Origin of the sequence: Microbacterium pseudoresistens, assembly GCF_013409745.1 — a bacterium.
Lineage (GTDB): Bacteria > Actinomycetota > Actinomycetes > Actinomycetales > Microbacteriaceae > Microbacterium > Microbacterium pseudoresistens.
On record NZ_JACCBH010000001.1, the window covers coordinates 2,684,228 to 2,697,498 of the forward strand.

Annotated in this window: 12 protein-coding genes and 1 tRNA gene; 6 read left to right on the forward strand and 7 right to left on the reverse strand. The window is 68.5% G+C overall.

What is annotated here, in order from left to right:
* Positions 1 to 102: 102 nt before the first annotated feature.
* Positions 103 to 942: an aldo/keto reductase gene (locus tag BKA02_RS13165; RefSeq protein WP_179434690.1), complete on the forward strand. Its 840-nt coding sequence runs from the start codon at positions 103 to 105 to the stop codon at positions 940 to 942.
* Positions 943 to 964: 22 nt separating this feature from the next.
* Here the strand turns inward: BKA02_RS13165 and BKA02_RS13170 are convergent, their stop codons facing one another.
* From BKA02_RS13170 to BKA02_RS13195, 6 genes are all read right to left on the reverse strand, one after another.
* Positions 965 to 1,696 carry a CT398-like coiled coil hairpin domain-containing protein gene (locus BKA02_RS13170; protein ID WP_179434692.1) on the reverse strand — a complete coding sequence of 244 codons (732 nt, stop codon included), beginning with the start codon at positions 1,694 to 1,696 and terminating at the stop codon, positions 965 to 967.
* A gap of 65 nt (positions 1,697 to 1,761) precedes the next feature.
* Positions 1,762 to 2,892 (reverse strand): pyridoxal-phosphate-dependent aminotransferase family protein, encoded by a 1,131-nt coding sequence (locus BKA02_RS13175; protein WP_179434694.1) that lies wholly within the window; start codon positions 2,890 to 2,892, stop codon positions 1,762 to 1,764.
* A gap of 68 nt (positions 2,893 to 2,960) precedes the next feature.
* A complete protein-coding gene (locus BKA02_RS13180; protein ID WP_179434696.1) occupies positions 2,961 to 3,716 on the reverse strand; it encodes an SDR family oxidoreductase in 756 nt (251 codons plus the stop codon).
* 15 nt (positions 3,717 to 3,731) lie between these two features.
* The gene (locus tag BKA02_RS13185; protein WP_179434698.1) at positions 3,732 to 4,175 is read right to left on the reverse strand and encodes a hypothetical protein; all 444 of its coding nucleotides are present in this window, start codon (positions 4,173 to 4,175) and stop codon (positions 3,732 to 3,734) included.
* Positions 4,176 to 4,291: 116 nt separating this feature from the next.
* Complete coding sequence (locus tag BKA02_RS13190; RefSeq protein WP_179434700.1) at positions 4,292 to 5,116, reverse strand: NAD-dependent epimerase/dehydratase family protein; 825 nt, start codon at positions 5,114 to 5,116, stop codon at positions 4,292 to 4,294.
* Between the two features lie 58 nt (positions 5,117 to 5,174).
* On the reverse strand, positions 5,175 to 5,921 hold the full coding sequence (locus BKA02_RS13195; RefSeq protein WP_179434702.1) for an SDR family oxidoreductase: 747 nt from the start codon (positions 5,919 to 5,921) through the stop codon (positions 5,175 to 5,177).
* A gap of 159 nt (positions 5,922 to 6,080) precedes the next feature.
* Here BKA02_RS13195 and sigJ point away from each other — a divergent pair, with 159 nt between their 5' ends.
* On the forward strand, positions 6,081 to 6,983 hold the full coding sequence (sigJ, locus tag BKA02_RS13200) for an RNA polymerase sigma factor SigJ (protein ID WP_179434704.1): 903 nt from the start codon (positions 6,081 to 6,083) through the stop codon (positions 6,981 to 6,983).
* An 18-nt stretch (positions 6,984 to 7,001) separates the two neighbouring features.
* Here the strand turns inward: sigJ and BKA02_RS13205 are convergent.
* A tRNA-Val gene (locus tag BKA02_RS13205) sits at positions 7,002 to 7,074 on the reverse strand.
* 190 nt (positions 7,075 to 7,264) lie between these two features.
* Between BKA02_RS13205 and aceE the strand changes: the two genes are divergently transcribed.
* From aceE to BKA02_RS13225, 4 genes are all read left to right on the forward strand, one after another.
* Positions 7,265 to 9,991: a pyruvate dehydrogenase (acetyl-transferring), homodimeric type gene (gene aceE / locus BKA02_RS13210; RefSeq protein WP_179434706.1), complete on the forward strand. Its 2,727-nt coding sequence runs from the start codon at positions 7,265 to 7,267 to the stop codon at positions 9,989 to 9,991.
* Between the two features lie 27 nt (positions 9,992 to 10,018).
* Complete coding sequence (locus tag BKA02_RS13215; protein ID WP_179434708.1) at positions 10,019 to 11,239, forward strand: PucR family transcriptional regulator; 1,221 nt, start codon at positions 10,019 to 10,021, stop codon at positions 11,237 to 11,239.
* A 109-nt stretch (positions 11,240 to 11,348) separates the two neighbouring features.
* Positions 11,349 to 12,269, forward strand: coding sequence for an ACP S-malonyltransferase (locus BKA02_RS13220; RefSeq protein ID WP_343045422.1), 921 nt, complete (start codon positions 11,349 to 11,351; stop codon positions 12,267 to 12,269).
* Positions 12,266 to 13,267 (forward strand): beta-ketoacyl-ACP synthase 3, encoded by a 1,002-nt coding sequence (locus tag BKA02_RS13225; protein ID WP_179434712.1) that lies wholly within the window; start codon positions 12,266 to 12,268, stop codon positions 13,265 to 13,267. Before BKA02_RS13220 ends, BKA02_RS13225 begins: the two co-directional genes overlap by 4 nt.
* Positions 13,268 to 13,271: the final 4 nt, after the last annotated feature.

The following is a 13,271-nucleotide window of genomic DNA, read 5'->3' on the forward strand; positions in this document are numbered from 1 at the left end:
CACCGACGTCGCCCCGCGCCGTGTTGCACCCCGTGTCGAGCGCCGCGCCCTGCGCGGGTCACAGGCGTTAGCGTGAGGGGACGCCACCAGAGAGGAGCCGCCATGAGCGCTCGCGATCCCTTCATCGCCCACAACGGTTTCACCCTGCCCGCACAGGGCCTGGGCACATACCGGTTCTGGGGCGAGTCCGGCGCGGATGCCGTGCGCGCCGGAATCGAGTCCGGCTACCGTCTCGTCGATTCCGCCTTCAACTACGAGAACGAGGGCGCCGTCGGCTGGGGCGTCTCCGGTGCGGCCGTCGACCGCAGCGAGATCATCGTCACGACCAAGCTCGCCGGCCGCCACCACGGTGCCGAGCGGGCGCGCACCGCCATCGAGGAGAGCCGGTTCCGGCTCGGGGTCGACGCGATCGACCTCGTTCTCATCCACTGGCCCAACCCGGGCGTCGACAAGTACGTCGAGGCGTGGGAGGCGCTCATCGCGGCGCGCGAGAACGGCACCGTGCGGCAGATCGGCGTATCGAACTTCCTTCCCGAGCACCTCGAGCGCATCGAGTCGGTCACCGGGGTGCGCCCCGTCGTGAACCAGATCGAGCTGCACCCGTACTTCCCGCAGGAGGATCAGCTGGCGTACGACCTGGAGCACGGCATCGTCACCGAGGCATGGAGCCCGCTCGGGCGTGCCGGCGATGTGCTGAATGAGCCGGCGGTCACCGCGATCGCCGACGCTCGCGGCATCACACCCGCCCAGGCCGTGCTCGCGTGGCACGCCACGCGCGGCAGCGTCGCCATTCCCAAAGCCGCCGATCCCGCGCACCAGGCGGCGAACCTCGCGGCGGCGGAGATCCGGCTCACGGATGACGAGGTCGCCTCGATCACGGCTCTCGGACGCCCCGACGGCCGCCTGTTCGACGCGGACCCGCGCACGCACGAAGAGCAGTGACTCCGCGGCAGGTTCGGCGCTTCTACAGTCCGGACTCCTCCGTGCGCACCAGGATGCAGCCGCATTCGGGGCACGAGACGACCTCGTCCGGCTCTGCCTGACGGATCCGGTTCATATCGGTGCCCGAGAGCACCATACGGCACCCTTCGCACGTGCCGCGGCGCAGCAGGGCCGCACCGATGCCGCGCACCGCGCGCCGGTCGTACTCGGTCATCAGTGACGGGGCGACGGAGTCGCTGAAGGCCGACCTGTCGCGGGCGAGCTGCTCGCCGGCGGTCGTCGCCGAGGCCACCTGCGCCTTCGCCTCCGCGGTCAATGTCTGGCCCTCCTGCGTCGTCGACTCGATCAGCGCCTGCTGGGCGGCGACGGCGGATTCGGCCTGCTCCAACCGCTCCATCACTTCGAGCTCGAGGTCCTCCAGGTCGCTCAGGCGCCGGGCCAACGAGGCGAGCTCCTGCTCCAGCGCCACGGCATCCTTCGGATTCGCCGTGGCGGAGAGCCGCTCGGCGTCGCGGTCGCGGCGTTGCTCGGCGAGCGACACATCGGATTCGACACGGGTGAGTTCGGCCTTGATATCGTCGCGTGCCCCGGAGAAGGCCGTCAGCTCGCGCAGCTGCTCGGCCCGTGCGGCGACGAGCTCGGAGATGCGCGCGGCCTGCGGCGGATGCGTGCGCTCGTGCTCCGCGCGCGCGATGCGCTGATCGACGTCGGCGATGTCGAGGAGGACGCGCTGGTGCGCGGGGTTCGCTTTCACGTGTCAAACCTACGTCAGAGCGGCCGGACCCGGGGCACCGAGCACCGACGAGGCTGCGTGCGGCCTCAGACGCCGATCCTGTCGAGCGCGGTGCGCAGCCGCTGCACGGCGGCATCGACGTCAGCCAGCTTGTCGAGGCCGAACAGGCCGATCCGGAACGTGGAGAACGATTCCGGCTCGCCGCACTGCAGCGGCACCCCCGCCGCGGTCTGCAGCCCCGCCTCCCGGAATGCTGCACCGCTGTGCAGCGCGGGGTCGTCGGTGTGCACGACGACGACGCTCGCGGCGGCGAACTCGTCGGCGGCGACGGATGCCAGCCCGTGTTCGGCGAGAAGCGCACGCACCCTCGCGCCGAGTTCGAGCTGTGCGGTCCGCAGAGCCTCGAATCCGCGATCCTGCGTCTCGACCATCACCGCTGCGTTGTGCGCAAGGGTGTCGGTCGGCATGGTGGCGTGGTACGGCGTGCGGCCGGCGCGGTACTCGTCCGCGATCCAGAGCCACCGGTTCAGGTCCATAGCGAAACTCGAGGACTCGGTCGCGGCCACCGCCGCGGCCCCGCCCTCGCCGAGCATCACGTATCCGACGCCGGGCGATCCGCTCCATCCCTTCTGCGGTGCGCTGATGAGCACATCCACCCCGACGGCGGTCATGTCGACCCACAGAGCGCCCGAGGCCACGCAGTCGAGCACGAACAGGCCGCCGTTCTCGTGCACCGCGTCTGCGACGGCCCGCAGGTAGTCGTCCGGCAGGATCATTCCCGCCGCGGTCTCGACGTGCGGGGCGAATACGACCTCGGGGCGCTGTGCGCGAATCGTGTCGACGACCTCATCGATGGGCGCGGGGCGCCACGTCGCCTGCGCGGAGTCGTCATCGGGCCGTGCCATGAGCACGGTGACGTCGTCGGTGATGCGCCCGGTCTCGAGGATCTGGGACCAACGGTAGGAGAAGAGTCCGTTGCGCAGCACGAGAGCACGGCGGTCGGTCGCCAGTTGGCGGGCCACCGACTCCATCGCATAGGTGCCGCCGCCGGGAACGATCGCGGCGCTCTGCGCGCCGTACGCGGATCGCAGGATTCCGAGCACCTCTTGCATCACGCCGGAGAACCGGGAGGACATGTGGTTGAGCGATCGATCGGTGAACACCACCGAATACTCGAGCAGGCCGCCGGGGTCGATGTCGTCGTGCGGAAGGGACATGCCCTCAGGTTGGCATACTTCTGCGGATCCGACAGTTGACGCCTCCTCCCGTCATCGCCTTCTGGCGGTCACGCGCCACTGCTGAGCCAGTCCGCGAGCCGTGTGGGCGCGAGCCGAGCGTCCGCGCCCGGAAGCAGCGCATCGCGATCGAGCAATCCGCCGAAATAGCGTCCGTCGGGGTCACGTACGATCTCGTGCCGCCGTCCGCCTCGATCCAGCACGATACGGACGAAGTCGTCGAGTTCGAACTTCTCGGGGCCGGCGAGTTCGCTCTCTCCCATCCTCGGCGGTGCGCTCGCGAGCACTGCGAGGGCCGCCGCGACATCAGCACCGGCGATCGGCTGCACCAGCACGGGCGGAAGTCGAACGGTGTCGGTATGAGGGTCGAACCCCGACAGAGCGATACCGTCGGCGAACTCGAAGAACTGCGTCGCCTGGAGGATCGTGTACGGAACTCCGCTCATCGTGACCGCGCGCTCCAGCCCTGCTTTCGCGGCATAGAACGGAACCGCCGTGGCACGGCTCGTGCCGACGATCGACAGCATGATGTGATGCCCTACTCCCGCGGCGCGCTCAGCGGAAGCGAGGTTCTCCCCGGCCCGTGAGAAGAACTCGCTGACCTCGTGCGGATCGGTCGAGTCCGTCTTGGACACGTCGATGACGACATCCGCGCCGCTGATCACGTCTCGCAGCCCGTCTCCTCTCACGAGATCGACACCGGTCGCACGGGAGGCGACCGCGACCGTCTTTCCTTCGGCACGAAGCAGGTCGACCACCCGGGTTCCGATCCTTCCGGTGCCTCCGACCACGACGATCCTGGTCATGCTCTACTCCTCTCCTCACTGCTGCCGGGGCCGCGACGCCAGAGCGCCCGTCTCCGACGGGGCAGAGCGCCGGTCGCGCACGATCGCGACGACGATGACCGCGACACCCAGCAGGGCGACCGATGCGTTCGCCGCGGAGAGCGCGATGGCCACCCCGACAGTAGCGCCGTCGAGATGTGCGAGGTGGTAGAAGAAGTGCGGCACGGCGAAGATCGAGAAGGCCGAGGCCGCGGGAACGACGAAGTGGGATCTCGTCGAGAAGAGGGCGATGCCGAGCAGGAGCGCGATACCGAGGGTCGCGCCGCCGAAGTCTCGGGCATAGTGTTCGCTGAACGGCGGGGTCAGGTCGACGGTCGGGAAGTGCTGGAAGAAGGTCTCGGGAGAGAACGCGTTCCACGCTCCCACGACGAGCTCGTCGAGGAACAGAACGGCGAGCGAGATTCGGATGAAGACGGCCATGGATTCTCCTTTGAGCGTGCGCGGTCGTTCACTGGCTATGACCGGGCAGGGCGTCTGTTCGTGACGTTGCCTCCCAGAACCTCACGTGCTCCCGCCGCGAGACGCCATCCGCCGCATCAGGCACGAGGGAAGCCGTCGCGCCAGGTCGGGTGCAGCGGAGTCCATCCGGCCGCCCGAGCCTTCGCGTTGGATGCGCCGCGCCCCCGCGGAGCATCCGACGGCGCGTCCGCGACGGCTGGCGCAGGGGCACCGAGTCCGGCGGCGTACACGGGAAGCCATTCCGTCGCGGGTGCCGGATCATCGTCGACGATGTTGTATGCCCCATCCACCCAGTCGATGGCCTGAACGGTCGCGGCGACGACATCGTCGATGTGAACGAATGAGGTGATCGAGGGTGTGGCAGGGATGAGCCCCGCTGTCACCGCGTTCGACATCCGCGCTCCAGGGGCGTACCACGTGCCCGGCCCGTAGAGCATGCCGTAGCGGAGCACCGTCGCACGCGGCAGGCGCCGCACGACGCTCTCCATCTCCTCGACCGCCGATCCGGCCTGGATCGGGTCATCCTCCACGGCAAGGGTGTCGCCGTCGGCATAGGCCCACGCGATGCTCTGAACCATCATGCGCTCTACGCCCGCGGCCTGAGCGGCAGCGACCAGATTCCCGGTGCCCACTCGTCGGAGCCGTGCATTGGCGTCGGTGTCGTAGTCGCCGAGGTCGGTCAGCTCGTGGAGGATGAGCTCGGGCGCCGCCTCCGCCACGACGAGCCCCAGCCGCGGCTCGTCGTAGACGTCGACGACCACCGGGCGAGCGCCCCGCGATTGGATGAAGCCTGCGTTCTCCGAGCCACGCGTCGTCGCGGTGATGTCATGCCCGTTCTCGACGAGCGCCGGGATCAGTCGGCTTCCGATGACGCCGGAGCCACCGGCGAGGAAGATGCGCATGGGTCGTCCCTTTCGTTCTCGGTTCTGCTGTCGGCAGTTCTGCTCCCGCGAGATGGCGTCAGTGGCTCTGCACGGCGAGCCATTCATCGAACGTCTGTCGACCGAGACGCGCCCCCGCGCCTGGCAGCAGTGAGCCGTCCCGCATTCCGCGACCCCAGGGCCCCGGGATCGGGACCTCGATGACGGGGCGGCGCTGACCTGTGGCAGCAAGATAGCGCCGTACGAGGTCGGCCATCCGCTCCTCCTTCGGTCCGGCGAGCTCGGGCTCGATTCCGCGAGGGTCACCGGTCGCGATGGCGACGAGTTCGGCGGCGACCTCCGCCGCCGCGATCGGTTGAGACCGCATCGTCGGCACTGCCTGGAGCGGGCCGAGCCTGCCGTGCGCGACCAGCTGCCGGGCGAACTCGTGGAACTGCGTCGTGCGCAAGAGCGACCAGCCGCCCGGCTCCGCTTCCAGAAGACGCTCCTGCGCCGCTTTTCCCGCGTAGTAGTTGGCATCGACACCGGCCGCGCCGATGATGGAGATCGCGACGTGGTGAGGCACGCCCGCCTCGCGCTCAGCCGTGAGCAGATTCCGACTGACGGTCGTGAAGAACGCGATGGACTCCTTGGCCGAGGTACTGCTCGTGGCCGAGGCATCGATCACCGCCGACGCATCCTGCATCACCCCGGTCAGCCCCGCCCCGCTGAGAAGATCGACGCCGGAGCGTCGGCTGATCGCGACCGGTTCATGACCGCCCGAGCGCACGGCATCGACGACCTGGGCGCCGAGCGATCCGGTCGCACCGGCGACGACGATCTTCATCGTTGCGCCTCCGCGACGTCGCCGTGGGTCATGAAGGGGAGATGATGAGCGTGCGGTTTTGCATTCATACCCTCTACGACAGGGCAGACGGCTCGAATGTGAGGTCTCGTCCTCACAAACCGGGCGGCCGCCCGGTCAGATCCTCGAAAGGAGGATGCGATGTCCCAGGAAGAACGCGATGCGATGCAGGCGGAGGTGCTGGGCGAGCGGCGGCATCTGGTCTCCCTGGCGTTCCGGATGCTGGGCACGGTCGCCGAGGCCGAGGATGCGGTGCAGGAGACGTATATCCGGTGGTATCGGCTCAGCCCGCATGAGCGTGATGCCATCGAGGTGCCTCGCGCGTGGCTGACCCGAGTCGCCAGTCGTGTCTGCCTGAACGTGCTGGATTCCGCGCGGCGCAGGCGCGAGCGATACGTCGGTCCGTGGTTGCCGGAGCCGGTCCCCGCATATGCCTTTCCTGCGACGTCGTCGACGGCGGAGGATCCGCTCGAACGCGTCACGCTCGACGAGTCCATCAGCATGGCGCTGCTCGTCGTGCTCGAAGCGATGACCCCGGCCGAGCGTGTCTCATTCGTGCTGCACGATGTCTTCGCAATGCCTTTCGACGAGATCGCCGGCATCGTCGGACGCACTCCTGCCGCATGCCGCCAGCTTGCCACCTCGGCGCGACGGCGTGTGCAGCAGAGCCGCACGCACCGCGTATCGCGCGCCGAGCACGACGAGGTCGTCGGCGCCTTCGCCACTGCGGCTCGGACAGGCGATCTCGCCGGTCTCGTCGCCGTGCTCGATCCGGATGTGGTGCTGCGCTCGGACGGCGGCGGCATCGTCACGGCCGCCCGCAAGCCTGTCCTCGGCGCGGACAGGGTGGCCCGATTCCTCCTCGGCGCGCTGCAGAAGAATCCCACAGCTGCGGTCCTCGATCAGGAGACGCCCGACGGGCTCGGTTTCGCGCTCTGGGATGAAGGTCGAATCATCGGGGTCGTCACCCTCGAGGTCGCCGCCGGCCTCGTGACGGATGTGCGTCTGATGATGAACCCCGACAAGCTCACGCTCTGGAACTGAGACCCGACGCACTCGCGGTGGGCCCTGCCGGGATCGAACCGACGACATCCACGGTGTAAACGTGGCGCTCTACCAGCTGAGCTAAAGGCCCTTCGATAACCAGTCTAGCGAGCGCCGGTTATCACGAATCGAGCGGGCGAGAACCGTCATCCACAGGTGAGGTCCGCACTCGTGGAACAGGGCTAGGCTGAACCCAGCACGCGTTGTGCAGAGTCGACAAGGCTCCCCGCGTCGCTTCCCGTTTCCTTGGCAAGACCTGCCAGACAGACGAAAGGCTGCACGTGACCGTTCACGATCAGGATCCGTACTCGCAGGGCCCTCAGGACAGCGACCCGGAAGAGACCGGCGAGTGGCAGCAGTCGCTCGACGAGCTCGTCGACGCCAAGGGCCACAGCCGCGGCCGCGAGATCATGCTCAGCCTGCTCAAGCGCTCCAAGGAGCTGCACCTGGGCGTGCCGATGGTTCCGACGACGGACTACATCAACACGATCGCCGCCGACAGCGACGCATCCTTCCCCGGGGACGAAGAGCTCGAGCGCCGGTACCGCCACTGGATCCGCTGGAACGCGGCGATCACCGTGCACCGTGCGCAGCGCCCCGGCATCGGCGTCGGCGGGCACATCTCGACCTATGCCTCCGCGGCCTCGCTGTACGAGGTCGGTCACAACCACTTCTTCCGCGGCCAGGACCACCCGTCCGGCGGCGACCAGATCTTCTACCAGGGCCACGCCTCCCCCGGCATGTACGCCCGCGCCTTCCTCGAGGGCCGTCTCACCGAGGCGCAGCTGGATGCTTTCCGCCAGGAGAAGTCGGGTGCCCCCAACGGCATCCCCTCCTACCCGCACCCGCGCATGATGTCGGACTTCTGGCAGTTCCCGACCGTGTCGATGGGCTTGGGTCCGATCAACGCGATCTACCAGGCGATGACGAACAAGTACCTCGCCAACCGCGGCATCAAGGATGTCGCCGACTCGCACGTGTGGGCCTTCCTCGGCGACGGCGAGATGGACGAGGTCGAGTCCCGCGGCCAGCTCCAGGTCGCGGCTAACGAAGGTCTGGACAACCTCACCTTCGTCATCAACTGCAACCTGCAGCGCCTCGACGGACCGGTGCGCGGCAACGGCAAGATCATCCAGGAGCTGGAGAGCTTCTTCCGCGGTGCCGGCTGGAACGTCATCAAGGTCATCTGGGGCCGCGAGTGGGACGACCTGCTCGCCCGCGACGACGAGGGCGCGCTGCTGAACCTCATGAACGTCACCCCCGATGGCGACTACCAGACCTACAAGGCCGAGTCCGGCGCCTACGTGCGCGAGAACTTCTTCGGCCGCGACGAGCGCGCACTCGCCCTGGTCAAGGACTACAGCGACGACCAGATCTGGAAGCTGCGCCGCGGCGGACACGACTACCGCAAGGTCTACTCCGCATACAAGGCGGCGACCGAGCACAAGGGCCAGCCCACCGTCATCCTCGCCAAGACCGTCAAGGGCTATGGCCTCGGTCCGCACTTCGAGGGCCGCAACGCGACCCACCAGATGAAGAAGATGACGCTGAACGACCTCAAGCTGTTCCGCGACACCATGCAGATCCCGATCACGGATGCGCAGCTCGAGGAGAATCCGTACCAGCCGCCGTACTTCAACCCCGGCCCTCAGGACGAGACCATCCAGTACATGCTCGAGCGCCGCCGCGACCTCGGCGGATTCCTGCCCGAGCGCCGTACGAAGCACGTCGACCTCGCCCTCCCCGAGGACAAGGACTACGCGCTGCCGAAGAAGGGTTCGGGAACGCAGGAGGTCGCCACCACCATGGCGTTCGTCCGCATGCTCAAGGACCTCATGCGGACCAAGGGCTTCGGCAACCGGATCGTACCGATCATCCCCGACGAGGCGCGCACGTTCGGCATGGACGCCTACTTCCCGACCGCGAAGATCTACAACCCGAACGGGCAGAACTACACCTCGGTCGACCGTGAACTCCTCCTCGCCTACAAGGAGAGCCCGCAGGGCCAGCTGATGCACGTCGGCATCAACGAAGCCGGCGCCACCGCGGCGTTCACCGCGGTCGGCACCTCATACTCCACGCACGGCGAGCCGCTGATCCCGATCTACATCTTCTACTCGATGTTCGGGTATCAGCGCACGGGCGACGCCTTCTGGGCCGCCGGCGACCAGATGACCCGCGGATTCGTGATCGGCGCCACTGCCGGTCGCACCACCCTGACCGGTGAGGGCACCCAGCACGCCGACGGACACTCGCCGTTGCTGGCCTCGACCAACCCGGCCACGGTGTCGTACGACCCCGCCTTCGGCTACGAGGTCTCGCACATCGTGCAGTCCGGCATCGAGCGGATGTACGGCGGATCGCACCCGGACCCCGACGTGATGTACTACATCACCGTCTACAACGAGCCGATGCGCCAGCCCGCCGAACCCGAGGGCGTGGACGTCGACGGGATCATCCGCGGCATCCACCGCATCTCGGAGGGCCAGGGCGACGGGCCGCGCGTGCAGCTGCTGGCCTCCGGCGTCGGCGTGCCGTGGGCCCTCGAGGCCCAGGAGCTGCTGGCGAAGGACTGGGGCGTCGTCGCCGATGTCTGGTCGGTCACGAGCTGGTCCGAGCTGCGCCGCGACGGCCTGGCCGCCGACGAGCACAACTTCCTGCACCCTGAGGAGGAGCCGAAGGTCGCCTACCTCACGCAGAAGCTGCAGCACGCCGAAGGTCCGTTCATCGCGACGAGCGACTTCATGCACGCCGTGCAGGATCAGATCCGCGAGTGGGTTCCGGGCGACTACCTGTCGCTGGGCGCCGACGGCTTCGGCTTCGCCGACACCCGTGCCGCAGCCCGCCGCTTCTTCAAGATCGACGGACCGTCGATGGTGGTGCGCGCCCTGCAGGGCCTCGCCAACAAGGGAGCCGTGGACCGCTCGGTCATCGCCCAGGCGATCGCGAAGTACGACCTGCACAACGTCAATGCGGGTACGAGCGGGAACGCCGGCGGCGAGAGCTGAACCGTCGTGCCCGCCTCGACCCCCTCGATGAGCAAGGCCGAGACGCTCACGTGGTTGCGCCGCATCTCCGGCGATCTGGCGACGGCGACGCTTCAGCGACTCGATGACTCGCTGAGCTGGTACTCCGACATGCCGCCGGCCCGACGCTCCGCCGTCGGGCTGGTGGCGCAGGCGGGGATCACCTCTTTCATCCAGTGGTACGACGACCCCACCTCGACCCCCTGGATCGCCGCGGACATCTTCGCGGCCGCCCCACGCGAGCTGCTCCGCAGCGTGAGCCTGCAGCAGACACTGCAGCTCATCCGGGTCACGGTGGAGGTCACCGAGGAACGCGTCGCCGGCAAGGGCGAGCATCTTCGCGAGGCGATCCTGCTGTACTCCCGCGAGGTCGCGTTCGCCGCGGCCGACGTGTACGCCCGCGCGGCAGAGGCACGCGGACTCTGGGATGCGCGGCTCGAGGCTCTCGTCGTCGACTCGATCCTCACGGGCGAGACCGACGAGGAGCTGCCCAGCCGCATCGCGGCCCTCGGCTGGCACGGCCACGGCGAGGTGTGCGTGATCGTCGGCACGACGCCGCCGCAGTTCGACATCGATCAGGTGCGCCGCACCGCGCGCAAGCTGTCGGTCGACGTGCTCGTGGGTGTGCAGGGTTCCCGCCTCGTGCTCGTCATCGGCCGCGCACGTGCGAGCGCTCCGGATGCCGACTCGGCCGACTCCGACGCCTCGCCGTCCAGCGATGAGCGGAGCTTCGCCGACATCGCTCAGGCTCTCGAGCCGTCGTTCGGCCCGGGACACATGGTGATCGGTCCTCCCGTCGCAGCACTCGTGGACGCCAGCCAGAGCGCGCGCGCGGCCCTCGCCGGCTTCGCGGTGGCCAACGCATGGCGCGGCACGCCGCGCCCGGTCGAGGCGGATGACCTGTTGCCTGAGCGCGCCATCGCCGGTGACGTGCTGGCCAAGCAGACCCTCATCGACCGCATCTTCCGTCCCCTGCAGGCCCACTCCACCGACCTCATCACCACTCTGTGGAGCTACCTCGACAACGGGCGCTCGCTCGAAGCCACCGCGCGCGAGCTGTTCGTGCATCCGAACACCGTGCGTTATCGCCTCAAGCGCGTGAGCGAGGTCATCGGTTGGGATGCGACCGGTCCTCGTGAAGCCTTCATCCTGCAGACCGCGCTCGTGCTCGGCTCGATCGGCACGATCGAGCCTCAACGCCGCCGCCCCTCGCCCAGACGCAGTCGCTGACCGCGCCGACCGCGCATCACGTCCGAGCTGTCAGACACACACAACAGATCGTCGGAATCTTGTGAGGGTTGAGCCACCGGATCCGACGGATCGTTGGCAGACTGGACGAGTGATCGTCTTCGCGTGCCCGGGACAGGGCTCCCAGACCCCCGGCTTCCTGAGTCCCTGGCTCGAAATCGACGGTGCGGCCGATGCTCTTGCCGAATACTCCGATGCGGCCAAGGTGGATCTGATCCGACACGGCACGGAGTCCGACGCCGACACGATCCGCGATACGCGCATCGCCCAACCGCTCATCGTCGCAGCATCCCTCATCGCGGCCGACGCGCTCGTCGCACACGCGGGCCGCACGCCTGATGGCGTCGCCGGCCACTCGGTCGGCGAGCTGGCGGCGCTGGTCGGTACGGGGGTCATCTCCGGCGCAGAAACCATGCGTCTGGTGGGTATCCGGGGGCGGGCCATGGCGGATGCCGCGGCGCAGACGCCCACCGGTATGAGCGCCGTGGTCGGCGGTGATGAGCAGGCCGTGCTCGACCGCCTGACAGAGCTCGAGCTCACCCCCGCGAACTACAACGGCGGAGGGCAGATCGTCGCCGCCGGGGCTCTGCCCGCCCTCGCCGCTCTCGCGGCGGCGCCGGTGAGGGGAACCCGCGTCATCCCGCTGCAGGTCGCAGGTGCCTTCCACACCGCGTACATGGCGTCGGCCGTGGATGCACTCCGGAGCGCTGCCGCCGAGCTGAGCCCACAGGATCCCACCGTGACGCTCTGGACGAACCGCGACGGATCGACGATCACCACGGGCACTCAGGCGCTGGACAACATCGTCGATCAGGTGTCGTCCCCGGTGCGCTGGGATCTGTGCATGTCTTCGTTCGCGGATGCCGGAATCACCGGCATGATCGAACTCACCCCGGCCGGCGCGCTTGCCGGGCTCGCCAAGCGCGGACTCCGCGGCACGCCCGTCGTCGCGGTCAAGACACCCGACGACCTCGATGCAGCCGCGGAGCTGCTGAACGGAGCAGCAGCGTGACCCCCACCCTGAAGCAGGCCACCGGCCCGCAGTACACCCGCATCCTCTCGTACGGGGCCGCGCGCGGCGAGAATGCGGTTCCGAACGACGACCTGGTCGGTCCCATCGATTCCAGCGACGAGTGGATCCGCCAGCGCACCGGCATCGTCACGCGCGTGCGTGCGGTTCCGGAGACCACAGCGATCGAACTGTCGACAGAGGCCGCGAAGGATGCCCTGGCGACCTCAGGGGTCGCCGCCGAAGACGTCGATCTGGTGATCGTCGCCACCATCAGCAATCCGCGCCAGACTCCCTCTGTCTCGGCGATCGTCGCCGACCGCATCGGGGCGAACCCCGCGGCTGCCTACGACTCCAACGCCGCCTGCGCCGGCTTCGCCTACGCGGTCAGCCAGGCCGATGCGCTCATCCGCTCCGGTGCGGCGCACTACGCCGTCGTCGTCGGCGTGGAGAAACTCTCCGACATCGTCGACCCCACCGATCGCAGCATCTCCTTCCTCCTGGGAGACGGCGCGGGCGCCGTCGTCATCGGCCCCAGCGACACCCCGGGCATCGGCCCGGTCGTGTGGGGTTCGGACGGCTCGAGATCCGAAGCCGTGGCGATGAACGGCACGCTCACGCAGTTCCGTGACGGCGAGGTGCCGTGGCCGACGCTCCGCCAGGACGGCCCCGCCGTCTTCCGCTGGGCGGTGTGGGAGATGGCCAAGGTGGCCAAGGCAGCGCTCGAGAAAGCGGGGGTCGATGCGCAGGATCTCGCCGCATTCATCCCGCACCAGGCGAATATGCGCATCATCGACGAGTTCGCCAAGCAGTTGAAGCTCCCCGAGACGACCGTGATCGCCCGCGATATCGAGACCACCGGGAACACCTCGGCTGCGTCCATCCCGCTGGCCACGCATCGGCTGCTCCAGGAGCATCCCGAGCTGAGCGGCGGCCTCGCGCTGCAGATCGGCTTCGGCGCGGGTCTCGTGTACGCCGCCCAGGTCGTCGTGCTCCCCTGAACGC

Coding starts and splice junctions, on each gene's coding strand:
- BKA02_RS13185 (WP_179434698.1), bottom strand. CDS start 4,175: ATGGCCGTCTTCATCCGAATCTCGCTCGCCGTTCTGTTCCTCGACGAG.
- BKA02_RS13175 (WP_179434694.1), bottom strand. CDS start 2,892: ATGTCCCTTCCGCACGACGACATCGACCCCGGCGGCCTGCTCGAGTAT.
- BKA02_RS13195 (WP_179434702.1), bottom strand. CDS start 5,921: ATGAAGATCGTCGTCGCCGGTGCGACCGGATCGCTCGGCGCCCAGGTC.
- BKA02_RS13215 (WP_179434708.1), top strand. CDS start 10,019: ATGAGCAAGGCCGAGACGCTCACGTGGTTGCGCCGCATCTCCGGCGAT.
- BKA02_RS13180 (WP_179434696.1), bottom strand. CDS start 3,716: ATGACCAGGATCGTCGTGGTCGGAGGCACCGGAAGGATCGGAACCCGG.
- sigJ (WP_179434704.1), top strand. CDS start 6,081: ATGTCCCAGGAAGAACGCGATGCGATGCAGGCGGAGGTGCTGGGCGAG.
- BKA02_RS13165 (WP_179434690.1), top strand. CDS start 103: ATGAGCGCTCGCGATCCCTTCATCGCCCACAACGGTTTCACCCTGCCC.
- BKA02_RS13190 (WP_179434700.1), bottom strand. CDS start 5,116: ATGCGCATCTTCCTCGCCGGTGGCTCCGGCGTCATCGGAAGCCGACTG.